18 protein-coding genes and 1 pseudogene are annotated in these 22,445 nt (G+C 64.5%); 10 read left to right on the forward strand and 9 right to left on the reverse strand.

Annotation, left to right across the window (positions count from 1 at the left end; translation table 11 throughout):
* Positions 1-77: 77 nt before the first annotated feature.
* The 8 genes from PVV74_RS01565 to PVV74_RS01600 all read left to right on the forward strand — a co-directional run bounded on the left by PVV74_RS01565 (position 78) and on the right by PVV74_RS01600 (position 8,471).
* Positions 78-1,577, forward strand: a complete 1,500-nt coding sequence (locus tag PVV74_RS01565; protein WP_274591995.1) for a CoA-acylating methylmalonate-semialdehyde dehydrogenase — start codon at positions 78-80, stop codon at positions 1,575-1,577.
* A gap of 78 nt (positions 1,578-1,655) precedes the next feature.
* Entirely contained in the window at positions 1,656-2,705 is a 1,050-nt protein-coding gene (locus PVV74_RS01570; protein WP_274591996.1) for an NAD(P)H-dependent flavin oxidoreductase, read from the forward strand.
* 86 nt (positions 2,706-2,791) lie between these two features.
* Positions 2,792-3,925: a carboxylate-amine ligase gene (locus tag PVV74_RS01575; RefSeq protein ID WP_274591997.1), complete on the forward strand. Its 1,134-nt coding sequence runs from the start codon at positions 2,792-2,794 to the stop codon at positions 3,923-3,925.
* A gap of 140 nt (positions 3,926-4,065) precedes the next feature.
* Entirely contained in the window at positions 4,066-4,635 is a 570-nt protein-coding gene (locus tag PVV74_RS01580; protein WP_103761447.1) for a L,D-transpeptidase, read from the forward strand.
* 231 nt (positions 4,636-4,866) lie between these two features.
* Positions 4,867-6,009 (forward strand): acyl-CoA dehydrogenase family protein, encoded by a 1,143-nt coding sequence (locus PVV74_RS01585; protein ID WP_103761448.1) that lies wholly within the window; start codon positions 4,867-4,869, stop codon positions 6,007-6,009.
* Positions 6,006-7,043, forward strand: coding sequence for an enoyl-CoA hydratase/isomerase family protein (locus tag PVV74_RS01590; RefSeq protein WP_274591998.1), 1,038 nt, complete (start codon positions 6,006-6,008; stop codon positions 7,041-7,043). Before PVV74_RS01585 ends, PVV74_RS01590 begins: the two co-directional genes overlap by 4 nt.
* 16 nt (positions 7,044-7,059) lie before the next feature.
* Positions 7,060-7,935 (forward strand): 3-hydroxyisobutyrate dehydrogenase, encoded by an 876-nt coding sequence (mmsB, locus tag PVV74_RS01595; protein WP_274591999.1) that lies wholly within the window; start codon positions 7,060-7,062, stop codon positions 7,933-7,935.
* Positions 7,936-8,126: 191 nt separating this feature from the next.
* Complete coding sequence (locus PVV74_RS01600; protein WP_103761451.1) at positions 8,127-8,471, forward strand: excinuclease ABC subunit A; 345 nt, start codon at positions 8,127-8,129, stop codon at positions 8,469-8,471.
* A gap of 33 nt (positions 8,472-8,504) precedes the next feature.
* Here PVV74_RS01600 and PVV74_RS01605 read toward each other — a convergent pair whose 3' ends face one another.
* The 9 genes from PVV74_RS01605 to PVV74_RS01645 all read right to left on the reverse strand — a co-directional run bounded on the left by PVV74_RS01605 (position 8,505) and on the right by PVV74_RS01645 (position 21,054).
* Positions 8,505-8,873 (reverse strand): hypothetical protein, encoded by a 369-nt coding sequence (locus PVV74_RS01605; RefSeq protein WP_274592000.1) that lies wholly within the window; start codon positions 8,871-8,873, stop codon positions 8,505-8,507.
* Positions 8,870-11,740, reverse strand: a complete 2,871-nt coding sequence (gene uvrA, locus PVV74_RS01610; protein ID WP_103761453.1) for an excinuclease ABC subunit UvrA — start codon at positions 11,738-11,740, stop codon at positions 8,870-8,872. Before uvrA ends, PVV74_RS01605 begins: the two co-directional genes overlap by 4 nt.
* 122 nt (positions 11,741-11,862) lie before the next feature.
* Positions 11,863-12,420 (reverse strand): class I SAM-dependent methyltransferase, encoded by a 558-nt coding sequence (locus PVV74_RS01615; RefSeq protein ID WP_274592001.1) that lies wholly within the window; start codon positions 12,418-12,420, stop codon positions 11,863-11,865.
* A gap of 174 nt (positions 12,421-12,594) precedes the next feature.
* The gene (gene lpdA, locus PVV74_RS01620) at positions 12,595-13,989 is read right to left on the reverse strand and encodes a dihydrolipoyl dehydrogenase (RefSeq protein ID WP_274592002.1); all 1,395 of its coding nucleotides are present in this window, start codon (positions 13,987-13,989) and stop codon (positions 12,595-12,597) included.
* 149 nt (positions 13,990-14,138) lie between these two features.
* Positions 14,139-14,726, reverse strand: a complete 588-nt coding sequence (locus PVV74_RS01625; RefSeq protein ID WP_103761456.1) for a DUF924 family protein — start codon at positions 14,724-14,726, stop codon at positions 14,139-14,141.
* 133 nt (positions 14,727-14,859) lie between these two features.
* Entirely contained in the window at positions 14,860-16,125 is a 1,266-nt protein-coding gene (locus PVV74_RS01630) for an MFS transporter (protein WP_103761457.1), read from the reverse strand.
* Between the two features lie 185 nt (positions 16,126-16,310).
* Entirely contained in the window at positions 16,311-16,601 is a 291-nt protein-coding gene (locus tag PVV74_RS01635; RefSeq protein ID WP_274592003.1) for a hypothetical protein, read from the reverse strand.
* Positions 16,598-17,665, reverse strand: a complete 1,068-nt coding sequence (gene queA / locus PVV74_RS01640) for a tRNA preQ1(34) S-adenosylmethionine ribosyltransferase-isomerase QueA (RefSeq protein ID WP_274592004.1) — start codon at positions 17,663-17,665, stop codon at positions 16,598-16,600. Before queA ends, PVV74_RS01635 begins: the two co-directional genes overlap by 4 nt.
* Positions 17,662-21,054 carry a YhdP family protein gene (locus PVV74_RS01645; protein ID WP_274592005.1) on the reverse strand — a complete coding sequence of 1,131 codons (3,393 nt, stop codon included), beginning with the start codon at positions 21,052-21,054 and terminating at the stop codon, positions 17,662-17,664. The genes queA and PVV74_RS01645 overlap by 4 nt, the downstream gene beginning before the upstream one ends.
* 106 nt (positions 21,055-21,160) lie before the next feature.
* Here PVV74_RS01645 and bcp point away from each other — a divergent pair, with 106 nt between their 5' ends.
* Both bcp and PVV74_RS01655 read left to right on the forward strand, forming a co-directional pair.
* Positions 21,161-21,622 (forward strand): thioredoxin-dependent thiol peroxidase, encoded by a 462-nt coding sequence (gene bcp, locus PVV74_RS01650; protein WP_274592006.1) that lies wholly within the window; start codon positions 21,161-21,163, stop codon positions 21,620-21,622.
* Between the two features lie 20 nt (positions 21,623-21,642).
* Positions 21,643-22,442 (forward strand): annotated as a pseudogene (locus PVV74_RS01655) (ferritin-like domain-containing protein).
* Positions 22,443-22,445: the final 3 nt, after the last annotated feature.

Genomic DNA, 22,445 nt, shown 5'->3' on the forward strand with positions numbered 1-22,445 from the left:
AAGCCTTTTTGAAACATTGCCTCTTTTCCCGCTAAAAACGCAACGCTAACCTGCGCGCAAATCCGAGGAGTACCGACATGAAAGACCTGACGCATTATATCGACGGCGCGCGCGTGCCCGGCCAGTCGGGCCGTTTTTCCGACGTCTACAACCCGGCGACCGGCGAGGTTCAGGCCCGCTGCCCGCTGGCCAGCAAGGAAGAGTTCGACCAGGCCGTCGAGATCGCCGCCAAGGCGCAGCCCGCATGGGGCGCGACCAATCCGCAGCGCCGCGCACGGGTGATGATGGAATTCGTCCGCCTGCTGAACCGCGACATGGACAAGCTGGCCGAGACGCTGTCCTCGGAACACGGCAAGACCTTTCCCGATGCCAAGGGCGACGTGCAGCGCGGCCTCGAAGTGGTGGAATACTGCATCGGCGCGCCGCAACTGCTGAAAGGCGAGTTCACCGACAGCGCCGGCCCCGGCATCGACATGTATTCGATGCGCCAGCCGCTGGGCGTCACGGGCGGCATCACGCCGTTCAACTTCCCGGCGATGATCCCGATGTGGATGTTCGCGCCGGCCCTGGCCTGCGGTAACGCCTTCATCCTCAAGCCCTCCGAGCGCGACCCGTCGGTGCCGATCATGCTGGCCGAACTGATGGAAGAGGCCGGATTGCCCAAGGGTCTGCTGCAAGTGGTCAACGGCGACAAGGAAGCCGTGGACGCGATGATCGACAACGAGACCGTGCAATCCATCGGCTTCGTCGGCTCGACGCCGATCGCCGAGTACATCTATGGCCGCGGCTGCTCCAACGGCAAGCGCGTGCAATGCTTCGGCGGTGCCAAGAACCACATGATCGTCATGCCCGACGCCGACATGGACCAAGCCGCCGACGCGCTCATTGGCGCGGGCTACGGCGCCGCCGGTGAACGCTGCATGGCCATCTCGGTCGCCGTGCCGGTGGGCGACGAGACCGCGGATCGCCTGATCGAAAAGCTGGTGCCCCGCATCGAGAAGCTTAAGGTCGGCCCCTACACGGCGGGCGATGACGTGGATTACGGTCCCGTCGTGACCGCCGCCGCCAAGGAAAAGATCCTGGGCCTGATCGAAAGCGGCGTGGAACAAGGCGCGGAGCTGGTCGTCGACGGGCGCGATTTCCAATTGCAAGGCTACGAGGACGGGTTCTTCGTCGGCCCGCACCTGTTCGACAAGGTAACGCCGGACATGGACATCTACCGGCAAGAGATTTTCGGCCCGGTCCTGTCGACCGTCCGCGCCGGCTCCTATGACGAGGCCCTTGGCCTTGCCATGGACCATGAAATGGGCAACGGCACGGCGATCTTCACCCGCGACGGCGACGCCGCGCGTGACTTCGCCAACCGGATCAACATCGGCATGGTGGGCGTCAACGTGCCCATCCCGGTGCCGCTCGCCTATCACACCTTCGGCGGCTGGAAGAAGTCGGCCTTTGGCGATCTCAACCAGCACGGCCCGGACGCTTTCAAGTTCTACACCCGCACCAAGACCGTCACGGCCCGCTGGCCGAGCGGCATCAAGGAAGGCGGCGAGTTCAACTTCAAGGCGATGGACTGATCCATCTGCCTTGGGCGATGATGACCGGGCCGCGCGGGACACCGTTGCGGCCCGGTTTCGTTCATGGAGGATAGACCGATGTGGCCCGACACGCGGCTTTGCGAGCTTCTGGGGATAGAGCATCCCATCATCCAGGCCCCGATGGCGGGCACCACCACCCCGGCCATGGTGGCGGCGGTGTCGAACGCGGGCGGGCTTGGCTCGCACGGCTGTGCGACGCTGTCACCGGAAAAGCTGACCGAGGATATGGAGGCGTTGGCGGGCGCCACGAACCGGTCGGTGAACCTGAATTTCTTCTGCCACGAACCCGAAGACATCACCGAGGACCATCACGTTGCACTGATCGAAGCCATGCGCCCCCATTACGAGGCGACCGGGGCGACCCTGCCGGAAGGCTTGCCGACCCCGTCGTTCCAGCCCTTCGGCGCAGCGCAGCTGGACTGCCTGTTGGCGCGGCCGCCGGCGGTGGTCAGCTTTCACTTCGGTCTGCCCGTGGTCGAGGCCGTGGCGGCGCTGAAGGACAAGGGCTGCAAGATCCTGTGTTCGGCCACCACCGTGGCCGAGGCCCGCTGGCTGGCCGACCGGGGCGTGGATGCGATCATCGCGCAAGGCTGGGAATCGGGCGGGCACCGGGGCCTGTTCCTCGAACTGGAGAACGATGCGCAGGTGGGACTTTTCTCACTGCTGCCGCAGGTCGTGGACGCAGTGGACGTGCCCGTGATCGCGGCCGGCGGCATCGCAGACGGGCGCGGCATTGCCGCCGCCTTTGCCCTCGGCGCATCGGGCGTGCAGATCGGCACCGCCTTCATCACGGCGGACGAGGCCACCAGAAAGCCCTATCACCCCGAGGCGGTGGAGATGGGCACCGATGAAAGCACGCGGGTCACGCGGGCGGGCTCTGGCCGCCCTGCGCGGGCGCACCGCACGAAATGGATCGACGCGATGGCGCAGGTGGACGCCGCGCCCTTCCCGCTGATGTACCATTACAGCCGCCCGCTGCTGGAGGCGGACGGCCCGGCACATCAGTTTTCCCTTTACGGGCAAAGCGCGGCCATGGCGCCGTCGGGCGATGCCGGGGCCAGGCTGAAGGCACTGGTTGCCTCGGCCAAGGAGGCGATGAACGCCTGACAGGGCCCGACACCGCACCGGCGCGCAGCAAAAGCTTGCCAAACCGGCCCCATTCCTGCTGGTATTATCCCACAGGGAGGGCAGCCATGACCCCAGACGGCCCCGATTTCACCATCGGCATCGAGGAGGAATACCTGCTGGTGGACCGTGACAGCCTCGACCTGGCAGAGGCGCCGTCCGAGATGATGGATGCCTGCGCCGAGGAATTGCAGGATCAGGTCGCGCCCGAATTCCTGAAATGCCAGATCGAGATCGGCACCAAGGTCTGCAAGGACGTCTCCGAGGCGCGCGAGGACCTCAAGCGCCTGCGCAGTACCGTGTCGAAACACGCCGCCACGCACAATCTGGTGCCTATCGCCGCCTCCTGCCACCCGTTTTCCGACTGGCGCAACCAGCCGCACACCGACAAGGACCGCTACAACACGCTGAGCAACGACCTCGCGGGCGTCGTTCAACGGATGCTGATCTGCGGGATGCACGTCCATGTCGGCATCGAGGACCCGGACCGCCGCGTCGACCTGATGAACCAGTTGACCTATTTCCTGCCGCACATGCTGGCGCTGTCCACCTCGTCGCCCTTCTGGCAGGGACATGACACCGGGCTGGACAGCTACCGCCTGACGGTCTTCGACAACCTGCCGCGCACCGGCCTGCCCCCGCGCATGGAAAGTTTCGCCGAATTCGAACGCTCGGTCGGGTCGCTGACCGATCTGGGCGTGATCGAGGATGCCAGCAAGATCTGGTGGGATCTGCGCCCGTCGTCAAAGTTTCCCACCATCGAGTCCCGGATCTGCGACGTGCAACCCCGGCTAGAACACACGCTGATGCTGGCCGCGCTGACGCAATGCATCACGCGGATGCTGTGGCGGCTGGCCACGCGCAACCAGCGCTGGCGCATCTATGACCCTTTCCTGGTGAACGAAAACCGCTGGCGCGCGCAACGCTACGGCACGCGCGAAGGGTTGATAGATTTCGGCCGCGGCGCGATCGTGCCCGTCGCGGAACTGGCCGAGGAACTGCTGGAACTGATCGAGGAAGACGCCCGCTATTTCGCCTGCATTACGGAGGTCGAGACCATGCGCGAGGTGATGCGCACCGGCACCTCCTCGACTCGCCAGCGCCGGGCCTTCGACACGGCAAAGGACGGCGGCGCCGAACGGGACGCCGCCCTTCGCGCCGTCGTCAGCCACCTTGTCGAAGAATTTCACGCCGACCTGTGACCCGAATGCACGGATCGGCGCCTTATCGCCGGCCCGCCTCTTCAAACCTGCGTGAGGCGGCAAAATCGCGCGGGTTTTCCCTTAACCTTTCTGTCGATCCAGTTAAATAGAACGAAAATTCTCGTACACGGAGCAATCCAATGTCAAAGACACGCTTCACGCGCCGCGCCACGCTTCTGGGCGCCGCCGCCACCCTTGCCACCCCGTCCCTGCTGCTGGCGCAGGACAATTCGCCTTTGTCGTCTTCGGTCAAGCGCAACGCGTCGTCTTTCACCACCCGCGACTGGAACGACTATTTCGACAGCCTCGGCGCGGGCCGTATCGTCTGCGACATCAACAGCCGTGCCGTGCACCACTGGAACTCGGATGGCGTTTACTCGCTCTATCCGTCCTCCGTGCCGATGACCGACGAACTGACCCGCCGCGGCTATACCGAGATCGTGCGCAAGAAAGTCGGGCCCACCTGGACGCCGACCGAGAGCATGAAGGAGCGCGACCCAAGCCTGCCCGATTTCATGGATGCCGGACCGGGCAACCCTTTGGGCACCCACGCAATGTACCTTGCCTGGCCCGCTTACCTGATCCACGGTACGCATGATACGCGCAAGATCGGCCGCCGGTCGTCCTCGGGCTGCATCGGCCTGTACAACGAGCATATTGCCGAGCTGTTCGCCAAGACAGCCGTCGGCACGAAGGTGCTGGTGCTCTGATCGGGCCCTCCCATGATTAAACGCAAAGGCGCTGCACCCAAGGTGCGGCGCTTTTTTCTTTTTAGGGGTGCGGACTGCGCGGCACATCCCTCGGGCATCCGCACTTGTATCGGTGGCGCTGGTTCTTCAAGCTGAGTGCGGGCCGTCATCGCGGCTTGCGACGCCGCTGCGAAAAGGTTAATTAAACACACGTTCAATTACCCAACCGGGTACGACGAGGAGGACCCCGCGATGGATTTCGCGCTCAGCGAGGAACAGACCGCCATTTTCGACATGGCCCATGCCTTCGGACAGGACGCCATCGCGCCTCATGCCCGCGACTGGGAGACGCAGGGCACCATCCCGAAAGAGCTGTGGCCGCAGGTGGGCGAGCTGGGCTTCGGCGGGCTTTACGTCAGCGAAGAGTCCGGCGGCGCGGGCCTTTCCCGTCTCGACGCGACGCTGGTGTTCGAGGCGCTCAGCATGGCCTGTCCCTCCGTCGCCGCCTTCCTGTCGATCCACAACATGTGCGCCCGGATGATCGACAATTTCGCCAGCGACGCCTTCAAGGCCCGCGTCCTGCCCGACGTGATCCCGATGAAGACGGTGCTCTCCTACTGCCTGACCGAACCCGGCTCCGGCTCGGACGCCGCCGCGCTGAAAACCCGCGCCGCACGCACCAACGATGGCTACACGCTCAACGGCACCAAGGCGTTCATCTCCGGCGGCGGTTATTCTGATGCCTATGTCTGCATGGTCCGCACCGGCGAGGATGGGCCCAGGGGCATCTCCACCGTCTATGTCGAGGACGGCACGCCCGGCCTCTCTTTCGGCGGGCTGGAAGACAAGATGGGCTGGCGCAGCCAACCCACGGCTCAGGTGCAGTTTGACGATTGCACCATCCCAGCCGAGAACCTCGTGGGCGAAGAAGGCAAAGGGTTCAGCTATGCCATGGCCGGGCTTGACGGCGGCCGCCTCAACATTTCCGCCTGCTCATTGGGGGCTGCACAACAGGCGCTCGACATGACCAAGGCCTACATGCGCGAGCGCAAGGCCTTCGGGCAAAGTATCGACCAGTTCCAGGCCCTGCAATTCCGCCTCGCCGACCTGGAGATCGAGTTGCAGGCCGCCCGCGTCTTCCTGCGCCAGGCCGCGTGGAAGCTGGACACCAAGGCGCCCGACGCGACAAAATACTGCGCGATGGCCAAGAAATTCGTCACCGAGGCCGGCAGCCGCATCGTGAACCAGTGCCTGCAACTGCACGGCGGCTACGGCTACCTCGCCGATTACGGCATCGAAAAGCTGGTCCGCGACCTGCGCGTGCACGAGATCCTCGAAGGCACCAATGAGATCATGCGCCTGATCGTGGCGCGGCACATGCTGGCGGAACAATGACCGACATCTCCATCCGCAAAACAGGCCGCGCGGGTCGCATCACCCTCACCCGCCCCAAGGCGCTCAACGCCATGTCCTACGACATGTGCTTGGCCATCGAGGCGGCGCTGGACAATTGGGCCTCCGATGACGACGTCGCGCTCGTGATCATCGACGCGGAGGGCGACAAGGCCTTCTGCGCGGGCGGCGACATCCAGCAGCTTTACGACACCGGACGCGCGGGTGATTTCGCCTATGGGCAGACCTTCTGGCGCGACGAATACCGCCTGAACGCCAAGGTTGCCGAATATCCCAAGCCCTATGTCGCCTTCATGCAGGGCTTCACCATGGGTGGCGGCGTCGGCATTTCCTGCCACGGGTCGCACCGGATCGTCTGCGACAGCAGCCAGATCGCCATGCCGGAATGCGGCATCGGCCTCGTGCCCGACGTCGGCGGCTCGCTGATCCTGGCAAACGCGCCGGGCCGGCTTGGTGAATATCTTGGCCTGACCACCTCCCGCATGGGACCTGCCGACGCGATTTATGCAGGGTTCGCCGACACCTTCATCCCGCAGGACGCGTGGCCTGCCCTCATCGAGCGGTTGGAAGAAACCGGCGATCCGGCCCAGATCGACACCGCCAGCGAGACGCCCCCGCAAGGCGCGATGCGCGAGCTTCAAGCGGATATCGACGCCCATTTCGCCGGCGAAGACCTGCAATCCATCGTCAATGCGCTCAAGGCGTCCGAAAGCGCGTTTGCCGCCGACGCGCTCAAGGCCATGGGCCGCAACTCGCCCCTCTCCATGGCCTGCGCCGTGGAACTCCTGCACCGCTTGCGCGGGCCCGCAGCCGATATCCGCCGCGCGCTGGAATTGGAGTACCGCTTCACCTTCCGCGCCATGGAACAAGGCGATTTTCTGGAAGGCATCCGCGCCGCCGTGATCGACAAGGACCGCAGCCCTAACTGGCAGCATGCCCTGGACAAACCGCCCACGATGGCGGCCACTCAGATGCTCTTGCCTTTGGGCGAGCACAAGATGACATTCAACGCCTGAAACAGGGGGGACTGACATGAAGATCGGATTTATCGGGCTGGGCAACATGGGCGCGCCGATGGCCGCGAACCTCGCCGCCGCCGGCCATGACGTGGCGGGCTTTGATACCGCGGGCACAACTGCCGAAGGCGTGTCCGTCGCCACGTCCGCCACCGACGCCGCGAGCGACGCGGACGTGGTCATCACCATGCTGCCCAATGGCCAGATCCTGCGCGCCGTCGCCGACCAGGTGATCCCGGCCATGAAACCCGGCGCGGTCCTGCTTGATTGCTCGACAGTCGACGTTGACAGCGCCCGCGCCGTGGCCGACCAGGCCAACGCGGCGGGCCTCGGGGCGCTCGACGCGCCGGTCTCGGGCGGGATCGGCGGGGCGCAGGGCGGCACGCTGACCTTCATGGTGGGCGGAGACGAGAGCGCCTTTGCCACCGCCAAGCCGCTCTTCGACATCATGGGCCAGAAGGCCGTGCATTGCGGCCCCTCGGGCAACGGACAGGCCGCCAAGATCTGCAACAACATGATTTTGGGCGCCACGATGATCGTCACCTGCGAGGCCTTCGCGCTGGCCGACAAGCTGGGCCTTGACCGGCAGGCGATGTTCGACGTGGTCTCGACCTCCTCGGGCTCGTCGTGGTCGATGAACACCTATTGCCCGGCCCCCGGCATCGGTCCGCAATCGCCATCCGACAACGACTACAAGCCCGGCTTCGCCGCCGAACTGATGCTGAAGGACCTGACGCTGGCCATGCAGGCCGCCGAGACCGCCGATGCCGACACGCCGATCGGCCAGGCCGCCCGCGACCTCTATCGCCGTTTCGTCGAGGACGAAGACGGCAATGGCCGCGATTTCAGCGCGATGCTGCCCCGGTTCGAGAAACGCGGGCACGAAGGCTAAGCCGCCTCTTCCTCTGGCCAAAAATATCCCGGGGGAGCGCCGAAACCTCGTTTCGGTGCGACGGCAGCGCCCCTTTCGCCGGCCCGGCACCTACGCTCTGGCCCAACCGGCACGAAACCGCCAGCGCACCTGATCGTGAGGAACGCTCCCTCTGCACATGTGTTATCAGCTAAAGCAAAAGGAGAACGCCAATGTGGAAACCCATCCTGACCGCATCCGTCGTCGCCGTGTCTTTGGCCGGCCCCGTGGCCGCCAAGTCCAACTGCCCGCCCGGTCTAGCGAAAAAGGCCGTGCCTTGCGTGCCGCCGGGCCAGGCCAAGAAGCATTCCGGCTATGACCGGGACCGCGATTATTATGACGGTTATCGCCGGGGGGACGTGATCCGCGGTGACTATATCGTCATCCGCGATCCGGGCCGCTACGGGCTGGACCCCTACGGTACGTATTACCGGGTCGGCGACCAGGTGCTTCGCGTCGACCGAGACACCCGGGAAGTGCTTGACCTTATCGGCGCAGCGGCCCGTATTCTGAATTAGGACCGTTGATCAAGCCCTTCAGAAGACTTGTTTTTACGGGCTGACCGACACGCTCGGTCGCCGGCTCACGCCGGTGACATACCCTTCGCACCGCGCCAGCCCCTCCGCCAGCAGAACCTGCCCATCAGTGCCCTGAGGCAGGTCGCGCCACGCTGCCACCCAGCCGTCGAAAAGCATATTTCCAGCCGTTTCCCCGTGAAATGCCTGCACACGCGCTCGCATTTCGTTGGCCCGGGCCCGCAAGTCGGCCTCGAATGCGGCATCGCCGTCGCCAACCTCCAGCACGGCATAAAGCCCACCGCAGAAACACGGCTCTTCTGCAAATCCACACTCCGGTCCGGTTTGCGCCCATGCCCCGCAGGGCAGCATCAGCCCAAGCAGGACACCAGCGGCAAGCCTCATTCAGCGGCGACCTTGCGGGCGGCCAGCATGTCCTTGAGGTAACGTCCGGTATGGCTGCGCTCGACCTCGGCCACATCCTCGGGCGTGCCCACGGCCACGATCTCGCCGCCGCCATCGCCGCCTTCGGGGCCGATATCGACGATCCAGTCAGCGGTTTTCACCACGTCCAGGTTGTGCTCGATCACCACGACCGTATTGCCGCTTTCTACAAGTTCATGAAGGACTTCCAAGAGTTTCTTCACGTCCTCGAAATGCAACCCCGTGGTCGGCTCGTCGAGGATATAAAGCGTCCGGCCCGTGGACCGCTTGGCCAGTTCCTTTGAAAGCTTCACGCGTTGCGCCTCGCCGCCTGACAACGTCGTCGCCTGCTGGCCCACCTTGATGTAGCCCAGGCCCACGCGCATCAGCGCATCCATCTTCTCGCGGATCGACGGCACCGCCTTGAAGAACTCCTGCGCGTCCTCGACCGTCATATCAAGAACGTCCGCTATGCTTTTGCCTTTCCATTGGATTTCCAGAGTCTCGCGATTGTAGCGCGCACCATTGCATGTCTCGCAGGTGACGTAGACGTCCGGCAGAAAGTGCATCTCAATCTTGATCACACCGTCACCCTGGCACGCCTCGCAGCGCCCGCCCTTGACGTTGAAGGAAAACCGCCCCGGCTTGTAGCCGCGCGCCTTGGCCTCGGGCAGACCGGCGAACCAGTCGCGGATCGGCGTGAACGCCCCGGTATAGGTGGCCGGGTTCGAGCGCGGCGTGCGCCCGATGGGCCTCTGGTCGATGTCGATAACCTTGTCCAGATGCTCCAGCCCCTTGATCGTTTCGCACGGCGCGGGCGTCTGCCGCGCCCCGTTCAGCCGCATCGAGGCCGTCTTGAACAGCGTCTCGATGGTCAGGGTGGACTTGCCCCCACCCGACACCCCGGTCACGCAGACGAACTTGCCCAGCGGAAACTCGGCATCCACGCCCTTCAGGTTGTTGCCCGTCGCCTTGACGATCTTGACCTGCTTTCCATTGCCCTTCCGCCGCTCGGCCGGAACGGCGATTTCGCGCACACCCGACAGGTATTGCCCGGTGATCGAATTCTTATCCGCCGCCACCGCCTCGGGCTTGCCGTGGCTGACCACGTCGCCGCCATGCACGCCCGCCCCGGGGCCGATGTCGAAGACGTAGTCGGCGGTCCGAATGGCCTCTTCGTCATGTTCCACGACGATCACCGTATTGCCCTGGTCGCGCAGGTTCTGAAGCGTTTGCAGCAACCGTCCATTATCGCGTTGGTGCAGCCCGATCGAGGGTTCATCCAGCACGTACAGCACGCCGGTGAGACCGCTGCCGATCTGGCTGGCCAGCCGGATCCGCTGGCTTTCCCCGCCCGACAGCGTGCCGGCATTGCGGCTCAGCGTCAGGTATTCCAACCCCACGTTATTCAGGAACCCCAGCCGCTCGCGAATCTCCTTCAGGATCGCCCGCGCGATCTCGTTCTTCTGCGCGGTCAACGCCTCGGGCACCGTCTCGCACCAGTCGAACGCCTCGCGGATCGACATCTGCACCACCTGCCCGATATGGCGCAGGTCGTCGGGCTTGCCGATCTTCACCGCCAGCGCCTCTTCCCGCAGGCGATAGCCGCCGCAGGTGCCACAAGGACGATTGTTCTGGTAGCGCTCGAACTCTTCCCGGATCCAGCTGCTGTCGGTCTCGCGATAGCGCCGCTCCATGTTGGGGATCACGCCTTCGAACACGCGCGACACCTGGTACACCCGCCCGCCCTCGTCATAGCGGAACTGGATTTCCTCGTCGCCCGAGCCGTGCAGGAACACCTGTTTCACATGCGCTGGCAGGTCGCGCCAAGGCGTGTTCGCGTCGAACTCGTAATGCCGCGCGATGGCCTCGATGGTCTGCAGGAAATAGGGCGACTTGCCCTTCCGCCACGGGGCCAGCGCCCCGTCATATAATTTCAGCGCCGCGTCCGGCACCACCAGTTGCTCGTCAAAAAACAGCTCCATGCCCAACCCGTCGCAGTCCGGACAGGCCCCGAACGGCGCGTTGAACGAGAACAGCCGCGGCTCGATCTCGGGGATGGTGAAGCCACTGACCGGGCAAGCGAAGTTCTCGGAAAATGTCGTCCGCTCCGGCTCGCCTTCCTTCGGCGCCGTCTCGAAAATCGCGATCCCGTCGGCCAGGTCCAGCGCCGTGCGGAAACTGTCCGCCAGCCGCGTGCCGATCCCTTCCTTCACCACGATCCGGTCGACCACCACGTCGATGTCATGGCGGAACTTCTTGTCCAGCGTCGGCGGCTCGTCGAGGTCGTAGAACGTGCCGTCCACCTTCACCCGCTGAAAGCCCTGCTTGCGAAGCTCAAGGAATTCCTTGCGATACTCGCCCTTGCGGTCCCGCACGATCGGCGCCAGCAGGAAGGCGCGCGTGCCCTCCTCCATCGCCAGCACGCGGTCAACCATGTCCTGCACCTGCTGCGCCTCGATCGGCTTGCCGGTGGCCGGCGAATAGGGCGTGCCGACCCGTGCAAACAGCAGCCGCAGGTAGTCATAGATCTCCGTCACCGTGCCGACGGTCGAGCGGGGATTCTTGGACGTCGTCTTTTGTTCAATCGAAATCGCCGGGGAAAGACCGCTGATATGGTCCACGTCCGGCTTTTCCATCATGTCCAGGAACTGCCGCGCATAGGCCGACAGGCTTTCGACATAGCGCCGCTGCCCCTCGGCATAGATCGTGTCAAAGGCCAGGCTCGACTTGCCCGACCCCGACAGGCCGGTGATCACCACAAGTTCGTTGCGCGGAATGTCCACGTCGATGTTCTTGAGGTTATGCTCGCGCGCGCCCCGTACTTCGATGTTCTTCAACTCGGCCATACTGCCCCCGGTGTCTCACCCGTTGACAGATAGTTTACGCCGCCAATTCTTCCAAGGGGAAAAACGGAACATAGCGCGAACACGGGTCACCCGCTGTCAGCAGCGCCTGCTTTATCCACAGTTTATTTTTGCGCCAGCGCCCAGGAACAGATCGGAAAGGCCGGATCATTGTCCAGATTGTCGCGCTCCGGGTCATATTCCGGCGGCCAGTCCTCGCCCAGGTTCCGCAGTCCGGCCAGCCGGTTGCCCCATTGCTCGGACCGGATCTTGTCCTCCGGGAACCCGGCCTCGATCAACAGGTTCTTCAGCCCCCGCGCCGTCCAGCGCGAGCAATCCACCGGATCGCCGTGATAGGGGATGAAAAACGGCACCGCGACCCAGAAATACCCGCCGGGCCGCAGCATCTCCAACACGTTGCGCGTCGCGGCATAGGGCCGGTCCAGATGCTCCCATACCTGGTTGGCCAGCACGATGTCGAACTGCCGCACGGTGCCCGCCTCGTCGGCATAGGGCCCCTTGCAGATGTCATAGGCCGGAAAGCGGAAGCGTTCATAGCTCTTGAACTCATAACGCCGGCCATGTTTGCCCGACACCTCGGCCGCCTCCATCTCGGAAAGGTTCATATCCTCGAACCATTTCCGGGAACTTTGATACATCACGATACGATTGAGGCTCGCCATTCCGCTACACTTTCAACGTCACCGACAAGCGCACCATCTCAGATGCGATCCGATGCGGAAAGCCCTGCACTGCTTCCTCTGGCCGGAAATATCCCAGGGGGTGTGGGGGACTGGTCCCCCACTGGCCTGCGTGGCCCGAACGCGATCCAAACCAGCGCGCCGCAGGCGCTCGTTTCAGTAATGCACCGCCCGCCCGTAAGCGTCCAGCACGCTTTCGTGCATCATCTCGCTCAGCGTCGGGTGCGGGAAGACCGTGTGCATCAGGTCTTCTTCCGTGGTCTCAAGTTGACGGCCCACGACATATCCCTGGATCAGCTCGGTGACTTCCGCGCCGACCATGTGCGCGCCCAAAAGCTCGCCGGTCTTGGCGTCGAAGATGGTCTTGATCATGCCCTCGGCCTCGCCCAGGGCAATGGCCTTGCCGTTGCCGATGAATGGGAAGTTGCCGATCTTCACGTCGTAGCCCGCATCCTTGGCCTTGGCCTCGGTCAGGCCCACGCTGGCCACCTGCGGGTGGCAATACGTACAGCCCGCAATGCTGTCGGGGCCCACCGGGTGCGGGTGCCCGCCCGCGGCCAGTTCGGCCACCATCACGCCCTCGTGGCTCGCCTTGTGCGCCAGCCAGGGCGCCCCGGCCAGATCGCCGATGGCATAGACCCCCTCGACGCCGGTGCGGCAGTATTCGTCCACCACCACGTGCGTGCGGTCCACCTTGATCCCCAGTTCTTCCAGCCCGAGGTTCTCGGTATTGCCGACGATCCCCACGGCGGAAATCACCGTGTCGAACTCCAGCTTCTCGGTCTTGCCGCCTTTCTCCACGTGGGCGGTGACCTTGCCCTTGGCGCGGTCCAGCTGCTTGACCGTGGATTTCTCCATGATCTTCATGCCCTGCTTTTCGAACGCCTTTTTCGCGAATTTCGCGATCTCGGCATCTTCGACCGGCAGGATGCGGTCCATCACCTCGACCACGGTCGTCTCGGCACCCAGCGTGTTGTAGAAGCTGGCGAACTCGATCCCGATCGCGCCCGAGCCGATGACCAGCAGCTTCTTGGGCATCCGGGGCGGCTTCAGCGCGTGCTTGTAGGTCCACACGAGGTCGCCATCGGCCTCCAGCCCGGGCAGTTCCCGCGCCCGCGCACCGGTGGCCAGAACGATGGTCTTGGCGGTCAGCTCCTCGCTGCCTTTCTCGGTCTTGACCGAGACCTTGTCCTTACCCGTCAGCCTGGCCTCGCCCATGATCGTCGTGATCTTGTTCTTCTTCATCAGGTGGCCCACGCCCGAGGTCAGCTGCTTGGCCACGTCGCGCGACCGCTTGACCACCGCATCAAGATCGTAATCGATCTTCTCGGCCTTCAACCCGAATTCCTTGGCCCGGTGCATCAGGTGAAACACCTCGGACGAGCGCAGCATCGCCTTGGTCGGAATGCAGCCCCAGTTCAGGCATATCCCGCCCAGGTGCTCGCGCTCGACCACGGCCACCTTCAGGCCCAGCTGCGCGCCGCGGATTGCGGCCACATAGCCGCCCGGCCCTGCCCCGATTACGATCATGTCAAAGGATTGCGCGGCCATGCGATGCTCCGTTTCCCGGTCCGTTTCAAAATATAGTTTGATATTAAACTATCTTGCGGCCCACCACAACGCGGCAGAGCCTGCCCGCAACAAGATGCCACGGGCCAGCGCGGTTTGTCCATGTTTTCCAGGGTATCGCGTATGGAACGTCAGGCGGCGGCGTCAGCGTCCTGCAACTCGCGCACCACGCTGCCGTAACCGCCCTTTTTCATGAAGGCCTTCTCGGCGTCCGAACTCGTGCGGCCCAGCGCCTCGTTTCGGTGCGGGAAGCGGCCGAACCTGCGGATCACTTCGCGATGCGCGCGCGCATGCAACAGGTTGTCGTCGCCGCCTTCGGGCATCCGCTCGCAGATCAGGCGCACGCAACGATCCTGGTCGCACAGGTTTTCCGAATGCATCAACGGAAGATAGAAGAACTGCCGCGCCGGTTCGTCGATACGCGTGTCCCAGCCCTTGTTGATCGCCGCCTTGGCCGCGGCCAGCCCGAACTTGTCGGTCGCAAAGGCCTGCGCGTCATCGCGGAACATGTTGCGCGGGAACTGGTCCATCAGGATGATATAGGCCAACGTCCCGTTGGGATAGGTCAGCCACAGCCCGTTGGTGCCGTCGCAGGCGCGGTGATAGGCATCGAGAAACCTGTCCCGCACGCTCTTGTCCAGTTTGTCGGACGCCTCGTACCAGCCCTTCGGCCCGACCTCGTCGAGCCAGAAACTCAATATATCTTCGGGCGCTGTCATCCTATCCTCCCGTAGTGGGCAGCACGCATATGTAACAGGTTAACGACATCCCCGGCCCCAGGGACAGTAAAGAATTGCAACAATGGCAACCTTTCGTGACATTCGCCTGCCTGTGCCGTGCATATGTGCAGTCTCACGCGGCCTGTCCATCCACGTCGTTTTCCTCCGCCGCCTCCATGGCAACTTCCTGCGCATAGGTCACCGCCATGGGCGACGCGCTCGGCATGACGGCGGTATAGCTTTCGGTGTCGTCCGCCGAGGGTGCGGCCCTTTGCGTCATACGGTAGGCCGCATAGGCCGCCATCATCGTGCACAGGGTCGCGATGTGCAGGAAATATCCGCTCGGCCCGATCACCCCCATGATCCACCCGGTGATGATGGGTCCGAACACCGCGCCCAGCCCGTTGATGAACACCATGCCCCCTGCTGCGGCCGCCATGTCGTCGGAGCCGAGAAAGTCGTTGGTGTAGGCAATGAGCAACGAATAGAGCGGGTTCGACATCCCGCCCACGAGGAAGGCCGCCACCAGCAACAGCCAGAACACGCTGCCCAGCGCCATGCCGATCACCGCGCCAAGCGCCGCAATCGCCGCCGCGATCAGGATCAGCAACCGCCGGTCCATCCGGTCCGACAACCAGCCCAGCGGGTACTGCACCAGCATCGCGCCCACATAGAAGGTCGCGACGAAGGTCGAGATCTGCCCCACGGTCAGCCCAGCTTCGGCGCCGTAGACCGCCGCCATGCCGAACTGCGCCGCAAAGACCCCGCCCAAAAGGAACATGCCGACACAGCCCAGCGGAGAGATCTTCATGATCTCGCGCAGGGTCATCGGCTTGGTGGTGTCGAAGGCCGGTGTCGGGCTGATCGACAGCAGAATGGGCGCGAAGGACAATGAGATCAGTACCGACGGGATGATGAACAAAACAAAGCCGCCGGGATCGGCGGTCAGCATCAGCGCCTGCGCGCTGACGATGCCCACCATCTGCACGATCATGTACAGCGACAGCGCCTTGCCGCGATTGTCGTTCGTGGCAGCGTTGTTCAGCCAGCTTTCCGCCGTCACGTACACGCCGGAAAAGCAAAAGCCGATCAGAACGCGCCCCACGCCCCAGGCCCAGGGGTTGGCGAAGGCCGGATAAAGTATCATCACAGCCGAAATCATCGAGGCCAGAGCCGCGAAGACCCGCACGTGCCCCACCCGCCGGATCATGTCCGGCGCCTTGCGCGACCCGAACAGGAAGCCCAGGAAATAGCCCGACATCACCAGCGACATTTCCAGCGTGGAAAAGCCTTCCATCTGGCCGCGCACACCCAGAAGCGTGCCTTGCATGCCGTTGCCGACCTGCAAGAGCATCATGCCCAGGAGCAGGGCCCAGGCGCTGGAAAGAACGGAAAACATGCGGATGCTCCAATAACTTTGTGCCCGTCTAGCGGGGCGTTACACAACGGGTCTGCCTCAATCGCGACTCGATCCGTCGCTGATGCAGGCCTTGCCAGTGTTTTCCGGAGGTTTCAACAGCGCCCGCGCCGACCGACGACGCCCCTGCGCGAAACCCCGCGCGGCGGCGCGTCCCGGCCGGGTTTTCAGCTGGCGGGCGGGTCGTCGGGGTCGCGCGTGCCACGGTCCCAGGCGGATCCTCCGGCCTGAGCATCGGCCAATGTCGCGCGTTCCAGCTCTTCCTTCGACATGCCTGTAAGCACGCGAAACACCCATAGCTTGACCGGCTCGCGCTTGAGAGCAAGGTTGGCGGCAAAGACGATGGATGCACAGACAAGCCCCGCGATCACGTAGTTCAGGATCAACAGCGCCGCGCTGGTAATCAACCCCACCCACATGACGCGGCTGACGAATCCCGGCACCTTGTTGAGTTTCATTCTGTCCTCCTCCCGTCCTGCGGCACCAGCAGAGACGAATCCCCGTAGGAGAAGAATCGATACTCATTCTGGATCGCGTGAGTGTATATATCCTTAATCCGGCCCGGCCCCATCAGGGCGCTGACCAGCATCATCAGCGTGCTTTTGGGCAGGTGGAAATTTGTCATCAGCGCATCGGTGACCTGAAACTCGAAACCGGGATAGATGAAGATATCGGTCTCGCCCCGCCAGGGCGTGATCGTCCCATTGCGGGCGGCGCTCTCGATCAGGCGCAGTGCCGTGGTACCGACCGGAATGACCCGCCCGCCCTCCGCTTTGGTGGCGGCAATTTCGGCGGCAGCGGCCTCGCTGACCTCGCCCCACTCGGCATGCATGCGGTGCGTCGTCACATCCTCGACCTTGACCGGCAAAAAGGTTCCCGCGCCGACATGCAGGGTGACTTCGGTGAACGCCACACCTTGCGCTGCCAGCCCGGCCAGAAGGTCATCGTCGAAATGCAGGCTTGCGGTGGGGGCCGCCACCGCGCCGGTCTCCTTGGCGAAGACGGTCTGATAATCGTCCCGGTCGCGGTCATCGGCGGCGCGTTTGCTGGCGATGTAGGGCGGCAACGGCATCGCGCCCGCCGCGTTCAGTGCCACGTCGAAATCGTCGCCGGACAGGTTGAAGCGCAGCACGCCCTGCCCGTCCTCCTTGTCCAGCAGCGTCGCCTCCAACCCCGCGTCGAACCGCACGGTCTCGCCGATCCGCAGCTTCTTCAGCGGCTTGATCATGGCCTGCCAGTCACCCTCGGGCGTGGCGTCCAGCAGCGTCACCTCGATCCGCGCCTCGGTGTTTCCCTGGGCACTCTCGCGCCGCCGCACTCCGGACAGCCGCGCCGGGATGACCTTGGTGTTGTTCAGGATCAACCGGTCGCCGGACCGAAGGTACTGACCGAGGTCATAGACCCGCGCATCGGTGATCCTGTCCCCCTGCGCCACCAGCAACCGCGCCGACGGTCTCGGCCTTGCGGGCCGGGTCGCAATCAGCGCCTCGGGCAGGTCGAAATCGAAATCCGACAGCTTCATCGGCCGTTTTCACGATTGTCGAAGTCGCGCACGCGCGAGTTGCTCTGCGGTGCTTGCGACTGTGGCCTGCCTTCGTTCGCCGGACCGCCCTGCGCGGGCCGCGTCGATTGCGGCAGGCTCGGTGCGGGACGGCGGAACAACTCGCGGAACATGCCCGGCGTGAAGGCCGACAGCGGGTTCACGCTGACCCGCGGGCTGCGGGCCGGCCCCTTGAGCGTGTAGTTGAAGCCGAACAGCCCCTCGCCCCGCCGGGTAAAGAGCCCGCCCACGGCATTCACCACGTAGACCGGGGAAATCACGCCCTGCATGTCCATCTGCCCGCTTTCCAAGAAGTAATACCCGTCCATCGTGATGCCCATTGCCGCGCCCACCGCGCTGCTCGAATACAGGGTGACGCGATCGGGCGAAAGCTGGAACCGCGCTTCGAGCAGCTCGAAATGGATGCCGTCTCCGCCCAGCTGCTCGAGCAAGCCCACCACCGTCAGCGCGTTCAGCAGGGCCGCCATCGACGGCGCGTCCTTGAGGCGCATCGCGCCCTTGGCCGTCAGCTTGCCCTCGTAGATGCCCGGCCCCTTGCCCGGCACCAGCGTCACGTCCAGCTTGCCGTTGCGAGCGCCCTTGATCAGCCCCGCCGATACCAGCACGCCTGCCGCATCTTCGGCCTGGATACGAAAGGCGCTGCGCCCACCTTGCGGGATGACCCGCCCGGTGATCTGCGCCAGGCCATTGACCCTGCCGGTGAAACTGCCATCCGCGCCGCGCGACATGTCCAGCTCGGCGCGGAAATCCGTCAGAGCGATCCCGTCCGAAATCTGCAACCGGTCCAGCGCCAGCGACACCGGACCGCCGCGCCGCGCCCGCTGCTGTCCGCCACCGCCATCGCCGCCCAGCGAAGTCTGGCGCAGGTCCACGGAGCCGCCCAGCACGCGCACCGCCGGGGTCACGCCCGCCCCGCGCCCGACCAGTTCCACCGGGGCGCTCAGCCAGTTCCCGACCTGAACCTGCGAAAACGAGGCCCGGTCAAGCTGTCCGCTGTCGCGCAAGGTGACGGCACCTCGGGCGTTCAGCCCCGCGGCCGAAATCTCCAGCCGGTCGATAGAGGGCGGCTCCCCCAGCCGCCCCGATGCCTCCAGCCGACCAGTGCCGCCCTGCGATACCGCCCAGTCAAGCTGCGGCACGCGCAATCCGACCCCGGCCAGCGTCGAGCTTAGCCGGAACACCCCTGGCGCGCCCTTTTCAAAGTCGATCTCCATATCGGCCCGGCCCGCACCCGTCACGCTGCCCGGTGGCAGGCCGATGCCGAACTCCTCGGCGAACCGCTCCGACAGTTCGATCCAGCCGCGCACGGTGCTGGTGTTCGCGCCCGGGCTGATGTCGGTCTCGAATCGCCCGTCGAACGGCACCTGCCCGATGCGTCCCGCGCCCGCGACACTCAGCATGTCGTCGGCCAGCGCCACCTCCAGCGCCGATGCGGACAGCACCCGTCCGGGCACCAGCACCTCGCTGCGCACATCGCGCACCGTGCCGGCGATGTCGAACTCCACGTCCTCGACCGTCAGCTTGTCCAGCAGGCGCAGGTCGAGCACACCCTGCAGCTCCGCCATACCGTCGGCCAATGTGACCTCGCGCCCCGCCTTGGTCAGGAACTCCAGCGGCGGCTCGTCCAGCAGCGACAAGGCGGCGGTGATCGTGCTGCGCGTGCGCAGATTGACCTGCGCGGGCGTCCGTTTCACCGCCACGTCGGGGATGTCGAAACTGGTACCGGTGATATCGACCCGGCCGCCCTGTGGCGCGGTCACATATCCCCCCAGCGCCGACACCACGAAACGGTTGTCCATCAGCGACGCGTGCCCATGCGCGTTCTCGATCACCGGGAAATTCTTGATGAACTGAGTGCTGAACTTCTCGAAATCGAAACCCAGGAAAAAATCCGGGCTGCGCTTGGGCAGCGAGCGCAGGGCAAGCTGAATGTTCTTCAGTTCAGCCGCGCGGACGTTCTTGGTGATCCAATCGCGGGTCTTTTCCTCCAGCCGCTCGGGCCAAAGCTGCATCAGGCGGTCCGGGTCGATCCGGTCCATGTGACCGTCCAGCGTCACATCCCAGCCGTCGGGCTCGGCCCGCGCCTCGCCATTGAAACGCAGAACACCGTCCTGATCGCTGAGACTCAGTTCACCAAGCGTCAGCACGAACGGATCCAGTTGCAGGCGCATGTCCATCCGCGCGGCATTCAGCGAGATCGCCTCGGCGTACAGGTCCATCGGGTTGGCCTCCACCTCGTCCAGACCGACCTGCAGCAGGATTTCGCTGGGCCAGCCGTTTTCCATGCCAACCAGGTAGGCATGGCCCGTGGCGCTGGTCTTGACCCACTTGCTGTCGATGGACAGTTCGTTGAACCGGATCCTGTGCTCGGCCGGATCATAGGTGAAGTAACTGCGCACCGAAGAAAACGCGATGGGCGCGGTCGCGGCGTTCGGCTTCACCGCGCCCGCGCCGATCTGCAGCGTGGCGCTGAGCGGGCCAAGCTTGCCCTCCGCGTCCACCGACGCCCGCAACGCGCCGGAAATCGGCGCGTCTATCGCGTCGAGCCAGGCCAGCGCGGGCGACTGCCCCGCCACGTCTCGTGCCGGCATGTCCTCGAAACTCAGGCCGACCTCGGACTCGGCGTTGCCCAGTCGGCCGGTATAGTTCAACGCCAGCGTGGTGGCGTAATCCCGTGCGCCGATCAGGGCGAAATCCCCACGCAGGCGGATGTCGTCGCCTTCGCGCGTGACATCCAGCCGGCCGCCATCGGCGGTCCAAGCCCGCTCGGTGCGCTCGTCCTCGTAGCGCAGCGAGACGTTCGTGGCCTCGATCCGCGCCAGCTTGTGAAAGGCCGGGCGGTTCAGGACGTCGTCCAGCCGTTCGGCCAGTCCGGCCACGGTCACCGGTTCCCGTTCAGCCGCAGCGGCATCACCCAGCGTCATGCCCACTTCGCCTCTGTCATCGCGGCGAAAGGTAAGCTGCGCCCCCGACAGATGCACGGCACTCGGCTGCAACTGGCCCTGCAGTAGGGCCTGCAGATCGACCGTGCCCTGCACGTCCGACAGGCTGGCAATGGGCAGGCCGGTCTCGTCGCGTACCATCACATCCTGCAACGACAGGCGCGGCACCCAGCCTTCCTCGACCACCACGGCCATGTCGCCGAAATGCAGCGATATGCCATCGACGGCCGCGTTGACTTCGCGCGTCACGCGCTCGCGCACCCATTCCGGCGCCGACACCCGCGTGCCGATCATCGCCATGACCGCAACGCTCAGGCCCAGGCACAGCACAAGGATCAGTCCGGCACTCCAGAGACCGAACCGTTTGAGGCGTTTGCCACGTGGTTTCTTCTGCGTTGTGTCGCTCATTTTCCCGTTGCCGCGCGTTGACCGCGCTTTTGCCTGCTCCCACGTCTTTATTCTTGCCGCTCACGCGTTAATTTGAAACTCACTTTTTACTCATTGGAGAATTCGCATGCTCGAGACCGGTCAACCGGCCCCCGATTTTGCCCTGCCGCGCGACGGCGGCGACCTTGTCACCCTGTCCGATCAGCGCCCTGCGCCGGTGGTCCTGTATTTCTACCCCAAGGACGACACGCCCGGCTGCACCAAGGAGGCCATTGCCTTCACCGGCCTCGTTGAAGAGTTCGACGCGGTCGGCGCAAAGATCTTCGGCATTTCCAAGGATACCGTGGCCAAGCACGACAAGTTCCGCGACAAGCATGAGCTGGGCATTCCCCTTCTGTCTGACGCTGATACGCATGTGTGCGAGGAATACGGCGTCTGGAAGGAAAAAAAGATGTACGGCAAGACCTTCATGGGGATCGAGCGCACGACCGTGCTGATCGACCAGGACGGCATGATCGCCCGGATCTGGCCCAAGGTGAAGGTCGACGGCCACGCCGAGGAGGTGCTGGACGCGGTGCGCGCGCTTTGACATCCCAAAGCCTTGCCGCAATGGCCGTCGCGGTGCTGTCCACCGCCGACGGGCGCGAAAAGACCGCGCTGTCGCGACGCCATGCTGAAACCTGGTTCGCCGCCCGCGCGGCCGGACAGGATTTGCCGGTGGGTCACGCCACGCCGCCGCCAAGGCCCGCGCGTCCCGACTTGCCCCGCCTGCTGGACCCGCGCGACGTGCCGCGCCGCCGCCCGGGCACCGCGCCTGGCCGGCTGGCGATTCTTCACGCGGTGGCCCATATCGAACTCAATGCCGTCGACCTGCACTGGGACATCATCGCGCGCTTCACCGACACGAAGATGCCGCTCGGATTCTACGACGACTGGGTAAAATCGGCTGACGAGGAATCCAAGCATTTCAACCTGGTATGTGACTGCCTGGAGGCGAAGGGCAGCCACTACGGCGCACTCGACGCCCATGCCGGCATGTGGCGCGCCGCCGAGGATACTGCAGAGGATTTCATGGGCCGCCTCGCCGTCGTGCCCATGGTGCTCGAGGCGCGCGGTCTCGACGTGACGCCGGGCATGATCGACCTGTTCGAGACCGCCGGCGAGGACCGGACGGTCGAGGCGCTGAAGGTGATCTACGCCGAGGAAGTGGGGCACGTCGCCTATGGCTCCAAGTGGTTTCACTTCCTCTGCGGCCGGCACGAGATGGACCCCAAGGACGCCTTCCACGACCTTGTCCGCCGCTATTTCCACGGGGGCCTGAAGCCGCCCTTCAACGAGGAAAAACGCGCCGAAGCGGGCCTTCCCCCGACTTTTACTGGCCCTTGGCAGAGCGCAAAACCGGGGCTTGATAG

The sequence above is a fragment of the Roseovarius sp. SK2 genome (assembly GCF_028807495.1).
Classification (GTDB): domain Bacteria; phylum Pseudomonadota; class Alphaproteobacteria; order Rhodobacterales; family Rhodobacteraceae; genus Roseovarius; species Roseovarius confluentis.